The sequence below is a fragment of the Mesonia phycicola genome (genome assembly GCF_900141885.1).
Classification (GTDB): domain Bacteria; phylum Bacteroidota; class Bacteroidia; order Flavobacteriales; family Flavobacteriaceae; genus Mesonia; species Mesonia phycicola.
Genome location: NZ_FQYY01000006.1, coordinates 267,672 through 293,690, shown reverse-complemented (window position 1 = coordinate 293,690; position 26,019 = coordinate 267,672). Strand labels below are relative to the sequence as shown.

The window sequence follows — 26,019 nt, the reverse complement described above, 5'->3', positions numbered from 1 at the left end:
ATACTATGGGGGATTAATCCAAATTTCTCTGGGCTATACCCCAGTAATAGGTAGATTGTATACGCGTTACGCACCCGTGCGCCACTCGTCAGCCAGAGCAAGCTCTGCTGTTACCGTTCGACTTGCATGTGTTAAGCCTGCCGCTAGCGTTCATCCTGAGCCAGGATCAAACTCTTCATCGTTGTTTTTTAAATATATTTACAATACTTATATTCAACTCGGAATTATCATTTCTCCTCTAAACTAATAAAAGAGAGACTCAAAATTAATAAATTAGCTATTTAGCTTTAATTCGTTTTTACTGTCAATCAATACTTCAATGAACTCATAACACTACCACTAAAAAGTAATAGTAATCGTTAAAAATTAAGGACTCGAACCTTAAAAGCAATTTCTTAATTACTCAGCCTCCCAGCTTTTCTATTTCATAATTTTTTGAGAACTTTAACGCCTTAAGCGTTAGCGGCTGCAAATATATAACCTTTATTTAAACTAACAAGAATAAATTTCAAGTTTTTTATTTTTATTTTTTAGAGCCTTACAAGATACAAACTATATCTCTAATAAACCAAAAAAAAATAACCCTCTCAATGAACGTAGCTTCTCTCTCAAAGCGGATGCAAATATACTCCCCTTTTTGTTCCTAAAACAAACTTTTTAGCAAGTTTATTTAATAATTTCTTCATATTAAATTTAAACTACAGTAAATCAGAAGAATAACACTATAAAAAGAAATCCCAAACTATACCAAAGCGGATAGAAAAGTCTCTATATGGTTGTAAAAGAGCTACGAAATTGTTGAAGTTTGTTAATTGTAAAAGGGGGTTTTGTCAATTTTAATTGTTATAGTAAAATAAAATATTATATTCGTCTATATACTTAAACCGTTAGAATGATAAAAGCTTACTCTCTACTAATAGTCTTATTATTGGTAAAATTTTCTGGGTTTGGACAATGCGCTGGTCAAGATACTACGATTACTATTTGCAATTATGCCGATACTAATAATCAAAATTTTAATTTGTTTAATGCTTTAAATGGAAATCCTGATAGTGGTGGTACTTGGATAGATAACAGTAATTTAGGTGTTTTTACCAACGGGAATCAAGATGAAATTAATATCTGGCAAATTAATCAAAGTGGTATTTTCACTTATACTTATACTATTAGTAATAGTAATTGTACAGATAGCTCTTCAACTTTAACACTTATAATAGGAGGTTATGCTGGTGAGGATAATTTTAGCGCAAATGCCTGCGAAGATGACTTTAGTGTAAATTTATTTCAGTTTATAAGTAGTAATCCCAACCCTCATTTAAATGGAACTTGGGTAGATGTAAGCAATACGGGAGCTTTAACTAATAATAATTATGATGCTACCGTGCAAGGTGTAGGCACCTATACATTTACTTACAATGTACCATCGCAAAATACCTGTGCAATGAGTACAGTTACTGTTGAATTAACGGTACACCCACTCCCTACTCCATCAGGATCTATCGAATATGAGGTTTGTGGCTTAGACGAAATAGCAAATCATACAAATGTAGATTTAAACAGTTACATTTCGGCCTCTTCTTCTAATGGCTATTGGAGTGACAATAATGGGACAAATGAAATTAACGGAACCACCGATACAATTATAGACATACAAAATATCTTTAATAATTTTGGTTACGGTGTTTATAGCTTCAGTAGAACTGCAATTCCTGACCATCCTATTTGTGAATTTCAAACTTTTACAGTGATTATTCAAATTAGAAGACAATTAGATTTTTCTGATGCCGTATTAGAGGTCGAATCAATTTGTGAGAATGATGTTAGTGGTTTCCCTATTCAAGCAACTATAAACGGATTTCCTAATTTAAACGATCTACCAAGTAACATTTTTAATATTACTTACGATGTTAGCGGACCGGTAAGTTTGAGCGGAATTACTATACAGATTTCTTTAAACGATCCGGAAAGTTTTACCCTTCCAAACACCTTTGCTCCAACTCCAGGAATATATACGATAGAAGTAACCGACTTTGAAATTTTTAGTGATCCTAATAATATTATATGTCAACTTCTTTATGACCTGGAAGATACTTTTGAAATTTATCCCATTTTTGAAGACGATATCGTAATTGACATTCCAGATATTTGTTTTGGTGAAGATCTTCTTATCGATTTTGATATTGAAAATAGCAACTTAAATGAAGACCTAATTATAAACTACAATATTTCTGGAGCGAATAATTTTACAGCAACCAATGTCACATTAAATTTTTCAAATGGGTCATCTTCACTTCAAATTCCTGGAAATTTACTTCCTAATTCAGGAACAAATGAATTAGAAATCACAAAAATTACGACAATCAATGGATGTGTAACTACTCCTACCGATCTTAATTTTGAATTTGAAATTTTTGAAAACCCAGATCCCTTCGTGATCATAGCAATGGAAAATATATGTTTGGGAGACGATGCGATTGCTGCCTTAAGCAATCTTACTGGAATTGATCAATTAGAAATCGACTACTCTTTAACCGGAGCTAATATTGCAAACAATCAAATTGAAACCATAAATGTAAACAATGCTAATGGTGAATTAATACTACCTTCAAGCTTACTCAACAATTCTGGAGTAACCACTTTAACCATTCACGAACTTACTAATGCAGAAACAGGATGTTCTACAATTACCAATGTCGATTTTACTTTTGAAGTTTTTCCGCTACCCGATGCGCCAGACGCTCTGGCTTTGCAAGAATTTTGTGAAGTCGATGCAGCACAGGTTTCAGACTTAACTCCTAATCTTCCGAACATATTTTGGTACGATTCAGAAAATAGTGAAATACCACTATCAGCCGATACACTTCTTGCCAATGGAACTTATTGGGTAGCGCAAATTGACGCCAATGGTTGTTACTCTTTAAAAACACCGGTTAGTGTTCTTATTAATCAAGTTCCTGTTGCTACACTAATTCCTGATGGAGATCAATTTTGCGGCGCAGACGAACCTACTCTTTTAGATTTAAGTGCAAATACTCAACAATACAATCAATACCAAATAAATTGGTATGACCAAAACGGAAATTTGTTAGCAAACGACACCCCACTTTCTGAAACAGTAATTTATTATGCTTACACCTACGATTCGGTTATTAATTGTGAATCGGTCGATGCTTTAGAAGTTAACGTATCACTCACCGCCTGCGACGGAAATTACGACTTTTTTATTCCAGATGCTTTTTCTCCTAATAACGACGGAATAAATGATGTGTTTCGTATTCCTGATATCGAATATATTTATCCCGATTATACTTTCGAAATTTATAACCGATACGGCAAACTTTTATATAAAGGCGATATTAATCGCCCTCATTGGAATGGTGAAGCAGAAAGCGATTTAGTTCTAGCTGATGGTTTGGTACCTAACGGAGTCTATTTTTATATCGTCAACTTCAACAAAAACAATATTGCTCCGCAACAAGGAAGATTATATCTAAATAGATAATTAAAAAATAATAGATGAAAATAAAATTACTTACGCTAATCGCTTTTGTGAGTTGCCTCACCTTGTTTGCACAACAAGATCCTGAGTTTACTCATTATATGTATAACCAAAAAATCATCAATCCGGGTTATGTAAACGACACTCCCGAGACTTTACATTTTGGTACTTTTTTTCGTAAACAATGGGTCGATGTGATTGGTAACCCAACAACATACTCTTTCTTTTCTCATTTACCTTTAAGCAGTAAATTAGAAGCAGGAGTTTCTTTTGTAAATGATGAAATTGGCGAAGACGCGCTTAAAGAAAATAATGTTACTGCAGATCTGGCATATATTTTAAAAATTTCAGAAAAAACAAAAATCTCTTTAGGTCTTAAAGCCGGAGCTACATTTTTAAATACAGATTTTTCAAGATTTAGACTAGAAAGTGGCGATGCAAGTACAGATCCTGCCTACAGCCAAAACATTAATGAAACCTACCCGACTTTAGGAGCCGGAGCATTCTTATTTACCAACAACTATTATGTAGGCTTATCGACTCCCAATTTTTTACAGAGTAAACATTTAAACGACGCTAATGGTATTCAACGTATTGGTGGCGAAGAAATTCATCTATATTTAACCGGTGGTTATGTATTTAAAGTTTCTCAAAGTCTAAAAGTGAAGCCTTCATTTTTATTAAGAACTGTTGCCGGTACTTCTGCAATGGTCGATCTTTCTGCAAACGTTTTATACCTAAATAGGTTTGAAGCCGGAGTTTCTTATCGCTACGACGACTCTATAAGTGCTTTAATGAGTATTGGTATTACGACCAAGCTTAAATTTGGGTATGCCTACGATTATACCACTAGCAACTTAGGAAATTACACCAGCGGTACCCACGAAATTTTCCTTCTTTATAATTTAGACTTGTTTAAAGGTCACAACAAATCGCCTCGTTTCTTTTAATTTTTTATGATGAAAAAACTCTTACTACACTTCTTAATTATCATTTTTAGCTTGGCAACATTTCAAGCGAACGCGCAAGATTTTTCTATTAAACAGGCTGATAAATATTTTGAAAGAACCTATTATTCTAAAGCTATTCCTTTATATGAAGAAGCGATCACCCGAAAATCTGAAGCCAATTCAATAAGAAATTTGGCAAACGCTTACTTCTATACGTTTGATTTTAAAAATGCTGAAAAGTGGTTTCAATTCCTGCTGAAGAATAATAAAGAAGTAATGGATGATGCTCACATTTTTAAATACTACCAAAGCTTAAAAGCTCAAAAGAAATATAAATTGGCCGATACTGTTTTTCAAAATCATTTGCTTGAAGCTTCAGAAAAAAATAATCACCTACAATCCCTAGTTTATTTGGAAAATGTTGAAGCGATTGGCGAACGTTACAGCTTAAAAAATTTACCGCTAAATACTGAGAAGTCTGAATTTTTCAGCGGAGTTTATCAAGACCAAGTTTTAATTTCATCTACCAAAGAACAAAAAGGGCTTTTTGCTAAAATTTATTATTGGAATAATCTTCCTTATTTAAACCTTTACAGTATTCCTTCCGATAGTTTAGAAACAGAGAATTCAAAACTTTTTGCTGAAGAATTAACGACCAAACTTCACGAGAGCAACGCAGTTTTTACCAAAGACGGAAAGACGGTTTTCTTCACCAGAAATAATTATTTAAATGGTAAAAAAGAGAAAGACACCGCAAATGTCAATCAGCTTCAAATTTACAGCGCTCAATTAGAAAACGAAAAGTGGACCAACATTACCTTGCTTCCTTTCAACAATAAAAATTATTCTTTTGAGCATCCCGCATTAAGCAACGATGGCAAAACACTTTATTTTGCTTCTAACAAACCCGGCGGTTTTGGTGGTTTCGATATTTATAAAATAAATACGAGCGATTTTACTTCTCCACAAAACTTAGGAGAACTTATCAATACGCCTAAAAAAGAACAATTTCCGTTTATTGATGCTGAAGGAAATCTTTATTTCTCTTCAAACGGTCATCCCGGTTTTGGTTTACTCGATGTATTTATTGCCAAACCGACTACAAACGGATTTCAAAAACCAGATAATGTTGGTTTACCTTTAAATTCGAGTTACGACGATTTTGCTTTTTATATCAATCCTAAAACTAAAAATGGCTTCTTTTCTTCTAACCGACCTTCAGGAAAAGGAAGTGATGATATCTATCAAATTCACGAAACTAAGCTTCTAATTATAGAAGATTGCTACCAGCTTTTAAAAGGAAAAGTTTTTGACAAAACCACTCAAGAACTGCTTACTAACGCAAAAGTTGTTTTATTTGAAAATGAAATCGCCATCGACAGTTTAACTACTAATGCTACAGGAACTTTCTCTTTTAAAATGAATTGCAATTCTTCATTTCAAGTTATGGCCACCAAAGAAAAATACACCAAAGACGAAAAATCTTTCAATACATCTTCACAACGTAAAAAAGAAAATCTTGCTGAACTTTATTTGCTAAGCGAAAAAGCAATTGCTGAACGTAAACAACAAGAATTAGATCGCGAAAAAGAGCGTTTACAACAGCAAAAAATTGAACAAGAAAAGGCTCAACAAGAACAAGTAAAACAAATTATTGATAACGAACCGAGTATAGTTACCAAAAACGACAAGATTTTTATAGAAACAGAACCTATCTACTTTGATTACGATTTATGGTATATAAGAAAAGAATCTCGTAAAACACTTAACAAAGTAATTACGCTTCTCCAAAAATATCCAAAAATGAAAATTGAAATTGGCACGCACACCGATATTAGAGGAAATAACAAATATAACTTAGAGCTTTCGCAAAAAAGATCTGATGCTGTGATGGAATATTTCAATGAAAACGGAATAAATCTAGAGAGACTCAAAGCGGTAGGTTATGGCGAAACGCAACCTATTATTCATTGTGAAACAGAAGATTCTTGCACCGAAGAACAGCACGAAATTAACAGAAGGTGTGAATTTGTAATTAAAAGCTTTAAATAGAAATTACTGCCACTTTTCAACAGCTTTCAAAAAGTCAATTTTAATAGCTGGAGGCTGCTCCTTTAATCTGTGCTTTTGGAAGTTTCTACGCAGAATATGTTCTATTAAAAAATCTTCTTCTACTTCTTCTGGATGATATTCTTCCTTTAAAGAAATATTAAATAGACTTGCTGTTGTATTATACCAAAATGCTCGCCAACCACTTTTTAAATCTTTTACTATATTAAATGTAGTTGCTCCTGTTTGTCTGTACATTAATTTTACTAATATCTGTCCTTCTGTTTTGGTAAGTTTTTTCAACTCTTCGGTAAACTCGTTTTCAATATATTTTTGAACAATCTTGGTGTACTTTTTTCTTTTAGATTTAGACTCTATGGTATTTAACCTATTGTTCAATTCTGTTAAGCGAGTAGATGCCATTACAGCATAAGGCCAAACATGTCTCGTTTTTTTCTGTAATATTAAATAACGACGACGTTCATATCTATTTTTAAACTTAAATGGACCTACTAAAAATACTTCGTCTAAATCTATAGCTTCTAAAACTTGATTATCTATAACCATGTATTCTTTTTGCTGAATACTATCGGAAAAATCATCTTTCTGTTCTTTTTTTAGCTTTTCAGCTTTAACAATAGTTTTAGTTGTATCATTCTTCTGCTGAGAAAAACACAAACTTTGAAAACAAACTACAAATATGAAAAGTATTTTTTTCAAGATATATGATTAAAATTTTAGTTCTTATGAATGTGCTAAAATCATTCCAAAATTAGTAAAACTTGAAACGATATAGATAAGAATTCTTATTTTCGTAAAAATTTACAAATAATATATATGTCAAGTACAAGCATTTTAAATAAAAAGTCTTTAGATTTCTTAGAAAAATACCTTAATAATGCATCTCCTACAGGATATGAAAGTGAGGGACAGAAATTATGGATGGACTACCTTAAACCTTATGTAGATGAATTTATAACTGATACTTACGGTACTGCTGTAGGAGTTATTAATCCGGATGCAAAGTTTAAAGTGGTTATAGAAGGACACTCTGATGAAATTTCTTGGTATGTAAACTACATTACAGATAATGGACTTATACATGTTATTAGAAATGGAGGAAGCGATCATATGATTGCTGCATCTAAGCGTGTAAATATTCATACCAAAAAAGGAATTGTAAAAGGTGTATTTGGTTGGCCAGCTATACACACTAGAAATAAAGGAAAAGAAGAACACCCAAAATTAGAAAACATTACTATTGATGTAGGATGTACTAATAAAGAAGAGGTTTTAGCTTTAGGTGTACACGTTGGTTGTGTAATTACTTATCCAGACGAATTTTTTGTGCTAAACGAAAACAAATTTGTGTGTCGTGCTTTAGACAACCGTATGGGTGGTTTTATGATTGCAGAAGTTGCTCGCCTTTTAAAAGAAAATGGTAAAGAGTTAGATTTTGGACTTTACATCACCAATTCTGTGCAAGAAGAAATAGGTTTACGTGGTGCAGAAATGATTACTCAAACTATTAAACCTAATGTAGCTATTGTTACTGATGTTTGTCACGATACTACTACCCCGATGATTGATATGAAGAAAGAAGGGGAAACTAAAATTGGAGAAGGTCCAGTAATTACTTATGCTCCTGCTGTTCAAAACAATTTGAGAGAAATGATTATGGATACTGCAGAAGCAAACAATATCCCATTTCAGCGTATGGCATCTAGCAGAATGACAGGTACAGACACCGATGCTTTTGCTTATAGTAATGGCGGTGTTGCATCAGCATTAATATCTTTACCTTTAAGATATATGCATACCACAGTAGAGATGGTTCATCGTGACGATGTAGAAAATGTAATTAAATTAATTTACGAAAGTCTTCTTCAGCTTAAAAACGGAGAAACTTTTAGTTATTTTAAATAAAAGTTTTAAAATAACAAACAAAAAAGCCTTCCTACTTTAGGGAGGCTTTTTTATTACTCCATATTATAAAAGAGAGAATAATTAGATGAAACAACTCTATAAAAAAACTTAATTAGTAGGTTTTTATAAAAACATTCACTTTTTATTAGATAAGTCACTCTCTTTTCTGAAGTAAATTTATAGACAAGCTACATTTTCATATGAATTTAACTACAGAAAAAATTGAAAAGATTACCCAGCAACCAGAAGAATTTGCTGCTCTTGCTAATTTGGTTTATATAAAAGACCATCAATTAACTATAAAACGTCACAAACACGGAAGAGGTTTTTATTATACAGATAAAAAAAATAAAAAAATCACCAATAAAACCTCTTTAGAGAGAATTAAAAAATTAGTGATCCCTCCTGCTTGGACAGAAGTTAGAATTACACATCTAGAAAATGGTCATTTACAAGTAATAGGTAGAGATACCAAAAACCGAAAAGTATATAGATATCATGACCTTTGGTCTAAATTTAAAAACCAGACTAAGTTTTTTAAAATGACATCTTTTGGAAAAAAACTTCCTGAAATTAGAAAGCAAGTTGACCGTGATTTAGAGTTAAAGGGTATGCCTAAACAAAAAGTATTAGCACTGGTGGTTAGACTAATGGAAGAAACACATATTAGAATTGGCAATCACTATTATGCTAAAAAAAATCAAACTTACGGCCTATCTACCCTACGCTCTAAACACGTAAATATTAGTAAAGACATTCTTACGTTCAATTTTATAGGCAAAAAAGGAAAAGAACACCATATAGAAGTGACAGACCAAGACTTAATTGAATTAGTTAATGAGTGTGAAGAAATACCAGGATGGGAACTTTTCACCTATTATGATGATAATGGAGAAAAAGACTGTATTGATAGCGGAATGATAAATGAATATATTCAGAATATTTGTGGCGAATTTTATTCTGCTAAAGATTTTAGAACTTGGGCCGCAACCAAAATATATTTTGAAGCTTTACGAGATCTGGGTTATACCAAAAAAGAAAAGCAACAAGACAAAAATATTATTAATGCTTTAGATGAAGCCGCAGAAGCTTTAGGAAATACTAGAACGGTTTGTAAAAATTATTACGTGCATCCAGTAATTACAGAATATTATCAAAACGGAAAAATTCAGAAATACTTTGACAAAGTAGATAAAAAATCTGCAGGTAAATCTTCTGAAGAATTTTCTCACACAGAGAAAGTACTATTAGAACTAATGGAGAATTTTAAAATAAAACTAAAAAACTAAATCTTATGAAATACATTTTACTCTTTTTTACCATCATAACAACTGGCACATTACAAGCTCAAGTGCCTTTACAAGAAACCTCATCAGAAAAAGAAATAAACTCTGGATATATAGTACTTGTTACTAGTAGCTATAATTTACCAAAAGCTAAAGAACAATATGATATTTTTGAAAACGGGAGAAAGTTTTTTGCTGAAAGAAATATACAGCCCTACGTAGTTACTCCAGACAAAGTAGAGTCTTTTTTTAATGAAAAAAATGAAAGACTTTTAAATTTTGGCGATTACCAAAAACTGCAGCAAGCTAATACAGATTTTTTAGTAATTGTTTTAGATGAAGATTTTCATGTAAAATACAAAACTAAAAATCCCATTACTCCACTAGAAATTAGTGAGGTAATGGAATAATTTAATATTACAGAAAATTTCTACCTTACTTATTTAAATAAGCAAGTACATTATTCTGAATTCTGTTTTCTATATTATCTATTTCTGCTTTATCAAAAGTTTCTCCAGTAATATTCTCATATAATTCAATATAACGTTCAGAGATAGAGTTAATATATTCATCTGTCATTTCAGGGAGTTGTTGCCCTTCTTTTCCTTGAAACCCTTTAGATATTAACCATTGACGTACAAACTCTTTAGAAAGTTGCTTTTGGCTCTCTCCTTTTTCTTGTCTTTCTTCATACCCTTCAGCATAAAAATAACGAGAAGAATCTGGAGTATGTATCTCATCAATCAATACAATTTCTCCATTAGCATTTTTACCAAATTCGTATTTAGTATCTACTAAAATTAATCCTCTTTCTGCTGCAATTTCACTACCACGTTTAAAAAGTTTATAGGTATAATCTTCTAAAACTTTATAATCTTCTTCAGAAACAATTCCGCGAGCTAAAATATTTTCTCTAGAAATATCTTCATCGTGCTCTCCCATTTCTGCTTTGGTTGCAGGAGTAATAATAGGTGTTGGTAATTTATCATTTTCTTTTAAGCCTTCTGGTAAAGCAACTCCGCAAAGTTCTCTTTTTCCTGCCTTGTATTCTCTAGCAGCGTGACCAGCTAAATAACCTCTAATTACCATTTCTACTTTAAATGGTTGGCATAATTGACCAACAGCTACATTTGGGTCTGGTGTAGCTTCTAACCAATTTGGTACAATATCTTTAGTAGCATCCATCATTTTGGTTGCTATCTGATTTAATATTTGACCTTTATAAGGTATCCCTTTTGGCATTACTACATCAAAAGCACTAAGTCTATCTGTAGCAATCATTATTACTTGGTCATTTTCTAAACGGTAAACTTCTCTAACTTTACCTTTATATACACTTACCTGATTAGGAAATTTATAATTTGTACTGTTTACGGTATTCATAAATTACTTTTGGGTGGTTTTTACTCTCTATTTTCTATAGCGTTGTAAGCAGAAATTATTCTTTTTACTAATCTATGTCTTATTACATCTTTATCGTCTAGGTAAATTATATCTACCCCTTTTACTGTTTTTAATACTAAAAGCGCCTCTTTTAATCCAGACGTTACTCTTCTTGGTAAATCTATTTGCCCTGGGTCACCTGTAATTAAAAATTTTGCGCTTCTCCCCATTCTGGTTAAAAACATTTTCATTTGCGCGTGAGTTGTATTTTGTGCTTCATCTAAAATCACAAAGGCATTATCTAACGTTCTACCTCTCATAAAAGCCATTGGAGCAATTTGTATAACTCCTTTTTCTATAAAAGAATCTAATTTTTCGTGAGGTATCATATCTCGTAGCGCATCATACAAAGGTTGCATGTAAGGATCTAATTTTTCTTTTAGATCTCCTGGTAAAAAACCAAGATTTTCACCTGCTTCTACTGCTGGTCTTGTTAAAATAATTTTTCTTACTTGCTTTTCTTTTAAAGCTTTTACTGCTAGAGCTACACCTGTATATGTTTTTCCGGTACCTGCAGGGCCAACCGCAAAAATCATGTCATTTTTCTTTGCTGCCTCTACAATTTTACGTTGATTGGCGGTTTGCGCTTTTATTAACTTACCATTTACACCGTGCACTAAAATTTCTCCACTTTCGTTAGAAGTTTCATAATCATCTTTCGTTTCACTAGTAAGTACACGCTCAATAGAATTTTCGTCTAATTTATTATATTTTCCAAAATGTTCCATTAACATATTGAAGCGTTTATCAAACTCTTCTAACCTTTCTTCATCTCCAAATACTTTGATTTGGTTACCACGAGCTACTAATTTTAACTGCGGAAAATATCTTTTCAACAACTCAATGTTTTGATTTTGTTGGCCAAAAAAATCTCTTGGGCTTATTTCAGAAAGTTCTATAATAAGTTCGTTCAAAAGCAAGTGTGTTTATTTATAATTATCTTTAAATTCGCATCACAAATTTAATCAAAAATACGACTCTATCACTTTAAATATATTAACAGATTTTTAAATGGCAATAATAACTCTTACAACAGATTTTGGATTGAAAGACCCTTCTACCGGTGCGGTTAAAGGTGCCATTTTAAGTGAATTAGACACGGCTAACATTGTTGATATCTCTCACCTTGTTGCTCCTTTTCACATTACAGAGGCGGCTTATATTATAAAAAACACGTATAGTAGTTTTCCTAAAGGTACTATTCATATAATTGGGGTAGATTCTGAAATTACGCCAGAAAACAAACATATTGCGGTACAATTAGACGATCATTTCTTTATTTGTGCTAATAATGGCATTATGTCTTTAATTGCTTCAGAAATAAAACCACAAAAAATTGTAGAAATTAATATTCATGATACAGTAGAAACTAATTTTCCTGTATTAGATATTTTTGTAAAAGTTGCTTGCCATATTTCTAGAGGCGGCACACTAGAAGTAATAGGTAGATCTATTTCTGAAATAAAACAATTAAAAGATTTTACACCTATTGTAAACCAAGAACAAAACCAAATTATTGGGCACGTTGTGTATATAGATAATTACGGTAATGTTGTAACTAATATTTCTAGAAAATTATTTGAAAACGAAAGAAAAGGTAGAGATTTTAAAATTTCTGCAAGAACGGTAAGCCTTACTAAAATATACGAAAACTATAGCAACGCAATTAATTTTACCATTCCAAAAGAAGAACGTAGAGAAGACGATGGTAAAAAATTAGCTATTTTTAACTCTTCAAACTTTATAGAGCTTGCTATTTACAAAAGCAACCCTAGTACTGTGGGTAGTGCTTCTACGTTATTTGGATTAAAATTAAAAGATACTATTAATATTAAATTTTACTAAATGTTAGTTAGAATAGTAAAAATGCATTTTCAAGAAGAAGAAATTGAAAATTTTAAATTGATATTTGAAGAGAAAAAAAAATACATTAGAAATTTTGAAGGCTGTCAGTTTCTAGAACTATACCAAGACAAGAATAATAAATCTATCTTTTTTACGTATAGCTATTGGGTAAATGATGAAGCTCTAGAAAAATATAGGCATTCTGCCCTTTTTAAAGAAGTTTGGGCAGAAACCAAAATTAAATTTAAGCAAAAAGCAGAAGCTTGGAGCGTAGATAAATTAGTAAGTCTTACTTAAAATAAGTGCATGAAAGCAATTTTATTAAAAGAAATAAACTCTTTTTTCTCTTCTACCATTGGGTATTTGGTGATAGGAATTTTTTTATTAATTAACGGATTATTTCTTTGGGTTTTTCAAGGAGATTTTAATATTCTAGATTATGGTTTTGCCAGTCTTTCTCCATTTTTCTATATCGCCCCGTGGATTTTTATTTTTCTAATTCCCGCGATTACTATGAGAAGTTTTTCTGAAGAGCTAAAACAAGGTACTTTAGAGCTTATACTTACCAAACCCATTACCTTAAACCAATTGGTAGTTGGTAAATATACTGGTACTTTTATCTTAGTGGTTTTTGCATTAGTACCCTCTTTACTTTATGTATATACCATATCTACCTTAGGTTCTACAACAGGTAATTTTGATAGCGGTGCTACAATTGGGTCTTACTTAGGCTTATTATTTTTGGGAGCTGTTTATACTGCTATTGGTATTTTTTCTTCCACCTTATCTAGTAACCAGATAGTAGCTTTTATTATAGGAGTAATTATTTGTTTTTTATGTTTTTACGGGGTAGAAGGTTTATCTAACATTAATCTTTTTGGTTCAGAAATTTACGCCTTAGAGTATTTAGGCATTAGCTACCACTATAAAAGCATAAGCCGCGGAGTTATTGATACCCGAGATATTATTTATTTTATTAGTCTTATTTTACTATTTCTATTTTTAGCAAAGCTGAATTTAAAACGCTATTTCTTATGAAAAAAAATAACAAAACCTATCTTTCTTTAGTGGTAGTTATTGGAGTTTTAATTGCTCTAAATATAGTATCAGCTAGCTTTTTTAAAAGAATTGATCTTACAGAGAATAAACGCTACACACTTTCTGAAGCTTCTAAAGAAATATTATTAAATGTAGATCAGCCTATTATTGTAGATGTTTTTTTAAAAGGTGAATTTCCTTCAGAATTTAAACGACTACAAAATGAAACACGATATTTATTAGAAGAATATGAGGCGTATAACAGTAATATAAAATTCAATTTTATAAATCCGTTAGAAGAAAACAGAGCTGCTCAAGAAATTGCTACAGATTTCTACAATGCAGGGATGACACCAGAAAACTTAAACGTTACAGAAAACGGAAAGGTTACAGAAAGTCTTCTCTTCCCTTGGGCAGTTGCTAATTACCAAGATAAAAGAGTAAAAATACATTTACTAAAAAAGAAAATTGGAGATAGTAATGAAGATATAGTAAACAGCTCTGTACAGCAATTAGAATATGCATTTACAGATGGGTTTAATCAACTAATTCACGAACGCTCTAAAAAAGTAGCCATAATGCGCGGTAATGGTGAGTTAGCAGATCTTTATATTGCAGATTTTGTAAAATCTATTAAAGACTATTATTACATAGCTCCATTTACCTTAGACTCTGTAGCAACCAATCCGCAAAAAACACTAGAGCAATTAAATGAATACGATTTAATTGTTGAAGCAAAACCTACAGAAGCATATACAGAAGAAGAGAAACTTGTTTTAGACCAGTATGTTATGAATGGTGGTAAATCTCTTTGGTTGTTAGAAAATGTAATGGCAGAAAAAGATAGTTTATTTACTAATGAAGAAAATAAATTACTTGCCTTTTACAATGATTTAAATTTAACCGATTTTTTCTTTCCATACGGCGCACGAGTGAATCCAGAAATTGTGAATGATGTTTACTCTGCCCCTATTGTTTTAGCTAAAGGTAGTGGAGAAAATACCCAATTTAATCCGTACCCTTGGTTTTATGAACCTATGGCTACTACTAAAAATAATCACCCAATTGTAAACAATATAGAAGCGGTGAAATTTAATTTTGCTAACCCTATAGATACTTTAAAAAATAATATTAATAAAACTATTTTGTTACAGAGTTCTACTGCTTCTAAAACAGAAGGAGTACCTACACAAATTAGTTTACAAGAAGTTATTCAGCAAAAACCAGATCCGTCTTCATATAATGCTGGAGCTCAAAATTTAGCGGTATTACTAGAAGGTAATTTTACCTCTGTATATAATAATAGAATACTACCTCTTCCACTAAAAAACTATAAAAAATCTAGTGAGGCTAACAAAATGCTTATTGTGTCTGATGGAGATGTTATTAAAAACCCAACCAGAAACGGACAACCACAAGCACTAGGCTATGATGCTATGACAGCAACTACGTATGGTAATAAAGAATTTTTAGTAAATGCTGTAAATTACTTGTTAGACGATAAAGGTTTATTAAAAATAAGAAGCAAAGAGGTAAAATTAGCATTTTTAAACACCAATAAAGTAGCTGCAGAAAGAGTACAATGGCAAATAATTAATATTGTACTCCCATTATTATTTTTAGGGGTTTTTGGAGTTATTTTTACTTGGTTTAGAAAAAGAAAATATATAAAATAATATTTTTCAACAAAATTTTAATGGTTTCTTCCTGGTTTTTTTGCCTAAGCATAACATATAGAGGAGACTAGTGTTTACAAATAAAGTTGATAGCTGTTAATAAATATGTGTCAAGTTTGGTGCTAAAATTCAGTTATTAAAATATATTTGTAATTCATTGAACATTTTATCAAATTATTCTCATGAAATTTATAGTTTCTAGTTCATATTTACAAAAACAACTTCAAATATTAGGAGGCGTTATTAATAATAGTAACACCCTACCTATTTTAGATAATTTTCTTTTTGAATTAAATCAAGACAAGTTAAAAGTATCTGCATCAGATTTAGAGACTACTATGTCTGCAGAGTTAGATGTAGAGTCAGAATCTGAAGGAAGTATAGCAGTACCTGCAAAATTATTGTTAGATACTCTTAAAACTTTCCCAGAGCAACCTTTAACTTTTGTAGTTGAAGATAATAATACAATAGAGTTAAGTTCTAGCTACGGTAAGTATGCATTAGCTTATGCCAGTGGTGAAGAATTCCCTAACGCGGTGCAATTAGATGAGCCTAGTAAAACTGTTGTACCTGCAGATGTTTTGGCAACTGCTATAAGTAAAACTATTTTTGCTAGTGGTAACGATGATTTGCGCCCAGTAATGAGTGGAGTTTTCTTTCAGTTTTCTACAGAAGGTTTAACTTTTGTTGCTACAGATGCTCACAAATTAGTAAAATACTCTAGAGAAGATGTTGCTGCAGAAGAAACTGCAGAATTTATTATGCCTAAAAAACCTTTAAATCTTTTAAAAGGAATTTTAGCTAACAGCGATAGCGATGTATTAATTGAATACAATGAGTCTAACGCTAAATTTACTTTTGATGATACACAATTAGTTTGTCGTTTAATAGACGGTAAATATCCAAACTACGAAGCTGTAATTCCAAAAGAAAATCCAAACGTATTAACTATAGATAGAAGTCAATTTTTAAGTTCTGTAAAAAGGGTTTCTATTTTCTCTAACAAAACTACACACCAAGTAAAATTAAAAATTGCTGGTGCAGAGTTAAATATTTCTGCAGAAGATGTAGATTATAGCAATAAAGCAGAAGAGCGCTTAACTTGTGATTACCAAGGAGACGATATGCAAATTGGTTTTAACTCTAGATTTTTAACAGAGATGTTAAACAACTTAAATGCAAATGACGTTCAGCTAGAAATGAGTTTACCAAACCGTGCAGGTATTTTAACTCCTAAAGACGGATTAGATGATGGTGAACGCGTAACTATGCTAGTAATGCCAGTAATGCTAAATAATTAAAATTTAGTTACCAACTAAAACTTAAATTTTAAAAACCCTCGCTAACCACGAGGGTTTTTATTTACTTTTCTATTTCTTTATTATTCTTCTTACTTCACTAATATTTTCAGATTCAATTTTCACAAAATACGTTCCGCTAGGAAAAGTTGAAATAGATAAAGATTTTGTGTTTTCTACTACTTTAATTACTTCTCCTAATAAATTATAAACGGTTAGTTTACTTATAGGAAGATTAGAAAATACTTCTACATTACCCGAAGTTGGATTTGGGTATACCGTAAATGAATTTTTAGAAAAATTTTCTGTCTCTAAATAAGAATTATTGTTTTTAGAAATAATCTCAAAATCTGGATCTATTTGCACCTCTTGCACGGTAAATAATACAGAAGAAAGATTAAATTGTTGATTATTATTGGTGTTATTTAAAATTACATCTAACTCTTCACCATTAGTCCCTATTAATCTTACTGGTAAATACACTTCAAAAAAGCTTACAGAAGAGTGACTTTGAGATTGAGCAACAGTAACAAGTAAATCGTTAGTAGTATTATCTTGACTCCAAGTTAAATTAAAAGATGGATACCCTTCTCCATAAATCCAATCGTTAAAAAATTCATCTAAATTTATAGTAGATTGGTTTTCTAAATGAGTTTTTAAATCTGTAGTTTTTGCATAAGAATATGCTAAATCTGTATCATTTAGATAATTTTGCAAGCCCTGAAAAAAATCTGCATCTCCTAATTTATTTCTAAGCATATGTAAAACCATAGCTCCTTTATTGTAAGACAACCTACTACTAAAAACTCTGCTCACGCTTAAAGTATCTTGAGCGGGAACATATACAGAACCACTTGTACTACTAGTAATAGTATTAATCATACTCTGTTTATAGCTATTAAAGGCTGTTTCTCCATCAAAATCTTCTACCACCATTGCTGCCATATAGCTTGCAAAACCTTCATTTAACCAAATGTCTTGCCAGCTTCCGCAGGTAACTTTATCTCCAAACCACTGGTGACCTAACTCGTGAGCAATTAAACCTCTGCTAAAATTACCCATAAAAGAAACTGTAGTATGCTCCATACCGCCACCCCAACCAAATTGAGCATGACCATATTTTTCATTTTCAAAAGGATAACTTCCAAAATTATTAATAAACAAGTCCATTATATTTACAGTAATAGCTGTAGAAGATTGAGCTGATGTTAAATTTTCTGGATACACGTAATTCACAATAGAAAAAGGATTGCCGTTATTAGCTACGGTTTCTGTGTAGACAGAATAATTGGTTACAGCAAAAGCAACCAAATAAGCAGGAATAGGGTAAGTATGTGTAAAATGTGTAGTTTTTAAATTACCATTTACAATTTGAGATTGCTCTAAACCATTGGCTACTGCTATATTTTCTTCTCCGTCATTGTTATAAGCGGGAGTAGTAATATAAATATCTATGTTTTCAATTTTATCTACTAAATCTTGTTTACAAGGCCACCAAGCTTTTGCTCCGTATGGCTCAGATAAGGTCCAAATAATTTCATCTCCGTTATGTGTAGTTTGCTCAAAAGAACCAAAACCAGTACTTATGGGGTTGCCAGAATAATTAATGCTCAAAGAGTCTAACACGCCTGTTGCTTGGTTTTGAGGTAAATCTATAATTAACTCTTCATTTACGTGTTGATAGGTTAAACTTACTCCGTTTTGAGTTACTTGATTTACACTCATACCTTGTGCAAAATCAAATATTACTTGAGTCAAATTTTCTTTAGCTTCAAAATAAGTAGTAACTGTACCATCTATATATGCAACAGACGGATCTACCTCTATCTCTAAACGTTGGTAGGTAACATCATAATTACCTGTATTGGCGCTAATTTTGTTTTTGTACCTAAAAGATGCCGATGCTAATTCTTGTTTAGCAATCTCTGTGTGCTGTAAAAAATGATTTTGTGCAGTTATCGGAATAAAAAAACTTAATAATATTATAAATAGACAGTATTTTTTCATCATAAATGTAAATTGAATAAGTATTAGACGCTGAAAATAAAGAAGTTTACATTTATAATAGCTTTTTTTATGTTTAAAAAAATTTTACATACCAATTATTATAGCTCTAAACCTATTTTGGTTTGGGATGGAGACTGTACTTTTTGTAAGTTTTGGAAAACTAGGTGGGAGTTAAAAACCAAACAAAAAATTAAATATGCTACCTACCAAGAAGTAAGTAATCGCTTTAAAGACATTCCGTTAAAAGAGTTTAAAAAATCAAGCAAATTAATAGAAACTAATGGTAATGTTTATAATGGCCCAGACTCTGCATATAGATCTTTATTTATAGCAGGTAATAAAAAATGGCATCAGTTATATCATTATTCTTCTTTATTTCAAAAAATAAGCGATCACGCTTATAACCACATTGCAAAAAACAGATCATTTTACTACAATGTTACCATACTCTGTTTTGGTAAAAACCCTAAATCAATAAAAGCCTATTGGCTAGTATATGTTTTTGCATTTATTGTAATAATTACATTTATACTCTACTTTATTTCATAATAACAAAATATAAAGACTTGCAGTTAAACTTATACTAAACCATTCTCAGTTTTTGGTAAGTATACCATTTACTAGTAATTTAATAGAAAAATCAATTATTATGAAAGATTACGGGACATTATCTGAAGCAATTAATAAATTAAAATTAGAAGAAGGTTATAAGCATGATTTTAATTTGATAGATGAATATTTAGAACTCAAATCTGAAAAAGAAAAATATACCGCAGATGAATTTGAAGTAGATAAAGTGTTACGCTTTGAAGGTATGAGCAACCCAGATGATAATTCTATTCTTTACGCTATAACTACTTCTAACGGCAGAAAAGGAGTACTTACCGATGGTTACGGAGTTTCTGGTGGGCAAATTTCTAAAACTATATTAGATAAACTACATAGAGAAACTAACCAATAACTAATTAACTTACAATACAAAACAGTAAAACAACTATTCAATATTATAAAAAATAAAATTTAGCTATGGGATATTTAAATCTTGACAAAGAAAAAATAACATTAACTGTAGAAGAGTTAAACGTGTTATTAGCTGATTATCACTTATATTATCAAAAATTAAGAAATTTTCATTGGAATATTATTGGCAAAAGCTTTTTTGACCTTCATGAAAAATTTGAAGAAATGTACAACGATGCAGTTTTAAAAATTGATGATATTGCAGAAAGAGTATTAACTTTGAGATTTCAGCCAACAAGTAATTATTCAGATTATTTAGAAATATCTAATTTAAGTGAATCTAAATCTGAATTTACAGATACGCAAATGGTAGAGATTTTGTTAGAAGACCACGGCAAAATTTTAAACCAAATGAGAAAAGTAGTTAAAGTTGCAGATGACGCAGATGATGAAGGTACTATAGATTTAATTGGCGCTTATATTAGAGAATTAGAAAAAACAAGCTGGATGTTAGACGCTTGGATTATGAAAACAAAGCAAACTCATAAAGAAATTAAATAAATTTTAAATGAACGAAAACGGGAATTTCAACTTATCTGAAGCAATTGGTGGTATATATGAAAAACTTGCCGATTGGTTAAATTCAATTATCATCAATCTCCCTAATTTTATCTTAGCAATTTTAGTATTTATAATTTTTATAATTATAGCTAAATATGTTGCTAAGTTTCTTAATAAGTTACTTTTAAGAAGAAACATCCAAGCATCTGTAAGAGATATTACTATCAGAATTCTGAAATTAGTAATTATCTCTTTCGGTTTTTTTATAGCATTAGGCTTATTAAATTTAGACAAACTGCTTACTTCTATTTTAGCTGGAGCTGGAGTAGTAGGTTTGGCAATTGGTTTAGCCTTACAAGGTACTTTAAGCAATACAGTATCTGGTGTTATTTTAAGTTTTCTTCCAGAAATACAAATTGGTGACTGGGTAGAAACTAATGGATTTGCAGGTAAAGTATTAGAGGTCAACCTAAGAAATATTGTTATTAAAAAGTCTGATAATAACCACGTTGTGATTCCCAATTCTAAAATAGTAGAAGAAGCCTTTACTAATTTTAGCACTACTTCCAGATCTAGAGTTATGCTAACTTGTGGTGTAGGTTATGAAAGTGATTTAGAAAAAGTAGAAGAAATAACAGTTAAAGCTATTTCTAATATTTTTAAACAAGACAATGGAGAAAAAGTAGAATTTGCTTACGAAGGTTTTGGAGATAGCTCTATTAATTACGTTGTTAGGTTTTGGACAGATGTTACCAACCAAGGTGATATTTTATTTGCTAAACACAAAGCAATACTAGCAATAAAAAAAGCCTATGATGCTAACAATATTAACATACCATTCCCTATAAGAACATTAGATTTTGGTAAAAACAAGTTTAGGGCAGAAACTCTACAAATAAACACCAAACAAGAATAGACAAATACACTTAACATAAAAAAAGCCTGCTAAAATTAGCAGGCTTTTTTTGTAAATAAATTTTCACAAGATTTAGTCTCTTGTTAATTTTTTATATTTAATACGCTTAGGCATCACATCACCACCTAATCTTTTCTTCTTGTTCTCTTCATATTCAGAAAAACCACCTTCAAAGAAATATACTTGAGAGTCTCCTTCAAAAGCTAAGATATGCGTACAAATTCTATCTAAAAACCATCTATCGTGACTAATTACTACAGCACAACCAGCAAAATTTTCTAAACCTTCTTCTAAAGCACGTAGAGTATTTACATCTAAATCGTTAGTAGGCTCATCCAAAAGTAAAACGTTACCTTCTTCTTTAAGCGTCATGGCTAAGTGTAAACGGTTACGCTCTCCACCAGAAAGTAATTTTACTTTTTTGTTTTGCTCACCACCAGAAAAATTAAATCTACTTAAATATGCACGAGAATTTACTTCTTTACCTCCCATTAAAACCAATTCTTGCTCATCACTAAAGTTTTGCCAAATGGTTTTTTCAGGGTCAATATTAGCGTGTTTTTGGTCTACATAAGCAATCTTAGCAGTTTCTCCAACAACAAATTCTCCCTTATCTTGCTTTTCTTCTCCCATAATCATACGGAAGATGGTTGTTTTACCAGCACCATTTGGCCCAATTACCCCAACAATACCTGCTTGTGGTAAATTAAAGTTTAAATCTTCATAAAGCAATTTATCATCATAAGCCTTACTTACACCTTTTGCTTCAATCACATTAGAACCTAGACGAGGTCCATTTGGAATATAGATTTCTAATTTTTCGTCAAGTTGTTTTTGATCTTGACTCATTAACTTATCGTAGTTCTTTAAACGCGCTTTTTGTTTAGTCTGGCGCCCTTTAGCCCCTTGCTTAACCCAATCTAATTCTCGCTCCAAAGTTTTTTGGCGTTTAGAAGCTGTTTTGCTTTCTTGAGCCATACGCTTAGATTTTTGGTCTAACCAAGAAGAATAATTTCCTTTCCAAGGGATACCCTCTCCTCTATCAAGCTCTAAAATCCAACCAGCTACGTTATCTAAAAAGTATCTATCGTGTGTTACAGCAATTACAGTACCCTTATATTGCGCTAAATGGTGCTCTAACCAATGTACAGACTCTGCATCTAAGTGGTTAGTTGGCTCATCTAATAGTAATACATCTGGCTCTTGTAAAAGTAAACGACATAAAGCTACACGTCTACGCTCCCCACCAGAAAGCACTGCTATTTTTTTATCGCCATCTGGAGTACGTAAAGCATCCATAGCAATTTCTAATTTGGTATCTAACTCCCAAGCGTTAGAAGCATCTATTTGATCTTGTAAAACGGCCTGGCGGTTCATTAGCTTTTCCATTTTATCTGGATCGCTATACACCTCTTCTAAACCAAACTGATCGTTAATACTATTGTATTCATCAAGAATTGCAACCGTTTCTGCTGCTCCTTCTTTTACAATTTCCATTACAGTTTTCTCTTCATCTAATTGTGGCTCTTGCTCTAAATAACCAACAGAATAACCTGGAGAGAAAACAACATCTCCTTGATAATTTTTATCTACTCCTGCAATAATTTTAAGCAAAGTAGATTTACCAGATCCATTAAGACCTAAAATTCCAATTTTGGCTCCGTAAAAGAAGCTTAAATAGATATTTTTTAAAACTGGTGTTTGTGCACTAGGAAATGTCTTGGTTAAACCAGACATCGAGAAAATCACTTTTTTATCGTCTGCCATTTTTATATATAATTTTTTTTAAAAAGTTTGGGCGTTTGCAAAGCAACGCGTTATTCGCTATATCTTTTTTTACTTGAAAAAGAAGTAAAAAAAGGATGCCGCTACTACCGCTAACGCAAAAATACGAATTTTAAATTCTGAAAAAATAGAATAAATTAAGAATGTAAGTTTAGTAACCTAAGAATTATTAAAAGTTGACCTGTATGATAAGCATTATGCTCTACAATCAGCATTAATTCTCTAAACAAAGTATGCTCACTATTGCTTTTTATAGGTTCATCTAAACAAACCTCATCTTTAGAAATTAGGTTAATTAATTGGGCTCTTTCTTTAAAAAATTTGCTTTTTAAATTATCCCAATCTTTTTCGTTATTAGGTCCCTGTTGTAAAGACCAATAATCATCTGGCCATTTAGGCGCTTTATAATTAGCCTCTAAAATATATTTTAAAATATCTTCTTGGGTAAATACTATATGATAAAACAACTCATAAAACGAATAAGGTAAACCGTTAGGTCTTATAGATAGATTAGCATAAGAAATATCTTCTAATAATAAATCTATAGGTGCAAAAGCCTCACCACCTTTTAAATGTTTTATGAGTTGTTCTTTCAACATGTTTTAAACTCTTCCTTTTAAGGCATTAAATACCCAGGCAATAGCAAAAAACCCTACACCTACAGCACCAAAACCATATCCTGCTATTTCTCTATACTTAAATGCAGCTAATGAAATTAATCCTAAACCTACAATAACCATTATAAATGTGGCCCAAGCCAACACTGTATTTTTATTCATACTCATATTTTACTTGTATTTAAATTTCTAAAAAGCAACTACAAATTTATAATATTATTAATAGTTAATACTTTTATTATGAAATTGAAATTAAAACTCCTTTTTTTTGCTTCATAATTATAAATATCTCACTTTTTGATTGATATTTTTGTTATAAAAATGATAAGCTTTTTGTATTTTCGTTACCAAAAATAGAAAAGCGTTAGGGATTGAGCGTTATGTTTGAGCTCTTTTTATTTTAAATAAAATAAAAAAGCGAGTAGCGAAAGCCCGACCCGATAGGGTAACGCCCTAAAAATTATAATGAATGGATTTAAAATTCAATAAAAACGAAGATCATAACAAATTACTTGTTTCAGATCTTAATCATAAATTAAAAAAAGTTAGTCTTGGTGGCGGAGAAAAACGTATAGAAAAACATCATGCAAAAGGTAAAATGACTGCCAGAGAGCGTATAGATTTTTTGCTAGACAAGCCTGAAGATGCTATAGAAATTGGTGCTTTTGCAGGAGAAGGTATGTACATAGAACATGGTGGTTGCCCTAGTGGTGGTGTGGTTGTAAAAATTGGTAAAGTTTCTGGTAAATTGGTAATTGTTGTGGCTAATGATGCTACGGTGAAAGCTGGTGCCTGGTTCCCTATTACTGGAAAGAAGAACTTACGCGCGCAAGAAATATCTATAGAAAATAAATTACCTATTATTTACTTGGTAGATAGTGCTGGTGTTTATTTACCAATGCAAGATGAAATTTTTCCTGACAAAGAGCATTTTGGTAGAATTTTTAGAAATAATGCCGTGATGAGTAGTATGGGTATTATTCAAATAGCTGCAGTTATGGGTAGTTGTGTTGCTGGAGGCGCGTATTTACCTATTATGAGTGACGAGGCTTTAATTGTAGAGAAAACTGGTAGTATTTTTCTTGCAGGAAGTTATTTGGTAAAAGCGGCGATAGGAGAAAGTATAGATAATGAATCTCTTGGTGGAGCTACTACTCATTGTGAAGTGAGTGGTGTAACCGATTATAAAGCAAAAGATGATAAAGATGCATTGACCAAAATACAGAGTATTATGGACAAGATTGGAGATGCAGATTCTGCTGGTTTTAATAGAAAAAAAGCGGTAAAACCTAAATTAGATGCAAAAGAAATATTTGGACATTTACCTGCAAAGCGAAGTGACCAATATGATATGATGGAAATTATTAATAGGTTGGTTGATAATTCTGAATTTGAAGAATACAAAGCTGGTTACGGGCAAACTATTATTACTGGTTATGCTAGAATTGATGGTTGGGCTGTTGGTATTGTAGCCAATCAGCGTAAAATTGTAAAAACGACTGCTGCTAAAACTAAACCTACAGAAATGCAATTTGGTGGTGTTATTTATTCTGACTCTGCAGATAAAGCTACTAGATTTATTGCTAATTGTAACCAAAAGAAAATTCCGTTGGTGTTTTTACAAGATGTGACCGGTTTTATGGTGGGTAGCAAAAGTGAACACGGCGGTATTATTAAAGATGGTGCTAAAATGGTAAATGCTGTTAGTAATTCTGTAGTGCCTAAGTTTACAGTGGTTATTGGTAACTCTTACGGAGCTGGTAATTATGCTATGTGTGGTAAGGCTTACGACCCTAGACTAATTGTGGCTTGGCCTAGTGCAGAATTGGCTGTAATGAGTGGTAATTCTGCTGCTAAAGTACTTTTACAAATAGAAACTGCTTCTTTAAAGAAAAAAGGGGAAGAAATTACAGAAGAAAAAGAAAAAGAACTTTACAATAAAATTAAAGCAGACTACGATAAACAAATTAGCCCTTATTACGCGGCAGCTAGAATTTGGACAGATGCAGTAATTAATCCGTTAGATACTCGCAAATGGATATCTACAGGAATTGAGGCAGCTAACCACGCTCCTATTACCAAAGATTTTAATCTAGGGGTTATACAGACTTAATATTTTTTTACAAATAATGGCGATTATTATAGATGATAATTGCCATTATT

Annotated in this window: 23 protein-coding genes and 1 rRNA gene; 16 read left to right on the top strand and 8 right to left on the bottom strand. The window is 31.6% G+C overall.

Annotation, left to right across the window (positions count from 1 at the left end):
* Positions 1–182: ribosomal RNA gene (locus tag BUC03_RS10955) — 16S ribosomal RNA — on the bottom strand; the annotation flags it as partial.
* Positions 183–892: 710 nt separating this feature from the next.
* Between BUC03_RS10955 and BUC03_RS10950 the strand changes: the two genes are divergently transcribed.
* The 3 genes from BUC03_RS10950 to BUC03_RS10940 are packed head-to-tail and all read left to right on the top strand — an operon-like array spanning position 893 to position 6,501.
* Positions 893–3,502, top strand: coding sequence for a gliding motility-associated C-terminal domain-containing protein (locus BUC03_RS10950; RefSeq protein ID WP_073151773.1), 2,610 nt, complete (start codon positions 893–895; stop codon positions 3,500–3,502).
* A 14-nt stretch (positions 3,503–3,516) separates the two neighbouring features.
* Entirely contained in the window at positions 3,517–4,449 is a 933-nt protein-coding gene (locus BUC03_RS10945) for a PorP/SprF family type IX secretion system membrane protein (RefSeq protein ID WP_073151770.1), read from the top strand.
* Positions 4,450–4,455: 6 nt separating this feature from the next.
* The gene (locus tag BUC03_RS10940; protein WP_084112915.1) at positions 4,456–6,501 is read left to right on the top strand and encodes an OmpA family protein; all 2,046 of its coding nucleotides are present in this window, start codon (positions 4,456–4,458) and stop codon (positions 6,499–6,501) included.
* A gap of 3 nt (positions 6,502–6,504) precedes the next feature.
* On the opposite strand, the gene BUC03_RS10935 is transcribed toward BUC03_RS10940, so the two are convergent.
* Positions 6,505–7,218: a DUF4294 domain-containing protein gene (locus BUC03_RS10935; protein ID WP_394333512.1), complete on the bottom strand. Its 714-nt coding sequence runs from the start codon at positions 7,216–7,218 to the stop codon at positions 6,505–6,507.
* A 117-nt stretch (positions 7,219–7,335) separates the two neighbouring features.
* On the opposite strand from BUC03_RS10935, the gene BUC03_RS10930 reads away from it, so the two are divergent.
* The 3 genes from BUC03_RS10930 (at position 7,336) to BUC03_RS10920 (ending at position 10,120) form a co-directional block, all read left to right on the top strand.
* Positions 7,336–8,424 (top strand): M42 family metallopeptidase, encoded by a 1,089-nt coding sequence (locus BUC03_RS10930; RefSeq protein ID WP_073151765.1) that lies wholly within the window; start codon positions 7,336–7,338, stop codon positions 8,422–8,424.
* Between the two features lie 200 nt (positions 8,425–8,624).
* Positions 8,625–9,713, top strand: coding sequence for a DNA topoisomerase IB (locus tag BUC03_RS10925; RefSeq protein ID WP_073151762.1), 1,089 nt, complete (start codon positions 8,625–8,627; stop codon positions 9,711–9,713).
* A gap of 5 nt (positions 9,714–9,718) precedes the next feature.
* A complete protein-coding gene (locus BUC03_RS10920; RefSeq protein WP_073151759.1) occupies positions 9,719–10,120 on the top strand; it encodes a hypothetical protein in 402 nt (133 codons plus the stop codon).
* A gap of 25 nt (positions 10,121–10,145) precedes the next feature.
* Here the strand turns inward: BUC03_RS10920 and BUC03_RS10915 are convergent, their stop codons facing one another.
* Entirely contained in the window at positions 10,146–11,093 is a 948-nt protein-coding gene (locus tag BUC03_RS10915) for a phosphoribosylaminoimidazolesuccinocarboxamide synthase (RefSeq protein WP_073151756.1), read from the bottom strand.
* 20 nt (positions 11,094–11,113) lie between these two features.
* Positions 11,114–12,067, bottom strand: coding sequence for a PhoH family protein (locus BUC03_RS10910; protein WP_073151754.1), 954 nt, complete (start codon positions 12,065–12,067; stop codon positions 11,114–11,116).
* 97 nt (positions 12,068–12,164) lie between these two features.
* Between BUC03_RS10910 and BUC03_RS10905 the strand changes: the two genes are divergently transcribed.
* The 5 genes from BUC03_RS10905 (at position 12,165) to dnaN (ending at position 17,013) form a co-directional block, all read left to right on the top strand.
* Entirely contained in the window at positions 12,165–12,998 is an 834-nt protein-coding gene (locus tag BUC03_RS10905; RefSeq protein ID WP_073151751.1) for an SAM hydrolase/SAM-dependent halogenase family protein, read from the top strand.
* Positions 12,999–13,295 carry a putative quinol monooxygenase gene (locus BUC03_RS10900; protein ID WP_073151748.1) on the top strand — a complete coding sequence of 99 codons (297 nt, stop codon included), beginning with the start codon at positions 12,999–13,001 and terminating at the stop codon, positions 13,293–13,295.
* 9 nt (positions 13,296–13,304) lie between these two features.
* A complete protein-coding gene (gldF, locus tag BUC03_RS10895) occupies positions 13,305–14,036 on the top strand; it encodes a gliding motility-associated ABC transporter permease subunit GldF (protein ID WP_073151745.1) in 732 nt (243 codons plus the stop codon).
* Positions 14,033–15,712, top strand: coding sequence for a gliding motility-associated ABC transporter substrate-binding protein GldG (gene gldG / locus BUC03_RS10890; RefSeq protein WP_073151742.1), 1,680 nt, complete (start codon positions 14,033–14,035; stop codon positions 15,710–15,712). The genes gldF and gldG overlap by 4 nt, the downstream gene beginning before the upstream one ends.
* Before the next feature lie 182 nt (positions 15,713–15,894).
* Positions 15,895–17,013 (top strand): DNA polymerase III subunit beta, encoded by a 1,119-nt coding sequence (dnaN, locus tag BUC03_RS10885; RefSeq protein ID WP_073151739.1) that lies wholly within the window; start codon positions 15,895–15,897, stop codon positions 17,011–17,013.
* Positions 17,014–17,082: 69 nt separating this feature from the next.
* Here the strand turns inward: dnaN and BUC03_RS10880 are convergent, their stop codons facing one another.
* Entirely contained in the window at positions 17,083–19,020 is a 1,938-nt protein-coding gene (locus BUC03_RS10880) for a M1 family metallopeptidase (protein WP_234971618.1), read from the bottom strand.
* A 66-nt stretch (positions 19,021–19,086) separates the two neighbouring features.
* Here BUC03_RS10880 and BUC03_RS10875 point away from each other — a divergent pair, with 66 nt between their 5' ends.
* From BUC03_RS10875 to BUC03_RS10860, 4 genes are all read left to right on the top strand, one after another.
* On the top strand, positions 19,087–19,566 hold the full coding sequence (locus BUC03_RS10875; protein WP_073151733.1) for a thiol-disulfide oxidoreductase DCC family protein: 480 nt from the start codon (positions 19,087–19,089) through the stop codon (positions 19,564–19,566).
* A 100-nt stretch (positions 19,567–19,666) separates the two neighbouring features.
* Positions 19,667–19,978 carry a phosphoribosylpyrophosphate synthetase gene (locus BUC03_RS10870; RefSeq protein ID WP_073151730.1) on the top strand — a complete coding sequence of 104 codons (312 nt, stop codon included), beginning with the start codon at positions 19,667–19,669 and terminating at the stop codon, positions 19,976–19,978.
* 65 nt (positions 19,979–20,043) lie between these two features.
* Positions 20,044–20,538, top strand: coding sequence for a Dps family protein (locus tag BUC03_RS10865; protein ID WP_073151727.1), 495 nt, complete (start codon positions 20,044–20,046; stop codon positions 20,536–20,538).
* 7 nt (positions 20,539–20,545) lie between these two features.
* Positions 20,546–21,454 (top strand): mechanosensitive ion channel family protein, encoded by a 909-nt coding sequence (locus BUC03_RS10860; RefSeq protein ID WP_073151724.1) that lies wholly within the window; start codon positions 20,546–20,548, stop codon positions 21,452–21,454.
* Positions 21,455–21,526: 72 nt separating this feature from the next.
* On the opposite strand, the gene ettA is transcribed toward BUC03_RS10860, so the two are convergent.
* The 3 genes from ettA to BUC03_RS15305 form a co-directional block, all read right to left on the bottom strand.
* Positions 21,527–23,221: an energy-dependent translational throttle protein EttA gene (gene ettA, locus BUC03_RS10855; RefSeq protein ID WP_073151721.1), complete on the bottom strand. Its 1,695-nt coding sequence runs from the start codon at positions 23,219–23,221 to the stop codon at positions 21,527–21,529.
* 155 nt (positions 23,222–23,376) lie between these two features.
* On the bottom strand, positions 23,377–23,838 hold the full coding sequence (locus BUC03_RS10850) for a DinB family protein (protein ID WP_073151718.1): 462 nt from the start codon (positions 23,836–23,838) through the stop codon (positions 23,377–23,379).
* A 3-nt stretch (positions 23,839–23,841) separates the two neighbouring features.
* Entirely contained in the window at positions 23,842–24,018 is a 177-nt protein-coding gene (locus BUC03_RS15305; protein ID WP_200799136.1) for a CAL67264 family membrane protein, read from the bottom strand.
* Positions 24,019–24,325: 307 nt separating this feature from the next.
* Here BUC03_RS15305 and BUC03_RS10840 point away from each other — a divergent pair, with 307 nt between their 5' ends.
* Complete coding sequence (locus BUC03_RS10840) at positions 24,326–25,969, top strand: acyl-CoA carboxylase subunit beta (protein WP_073151712.1); 1,644 nt, start codon at positions 24,326–24,328, stop codon at positions 25,967–25,969.
* Positions 25,970–26,019: the final 50 nt, after the last annotated feature.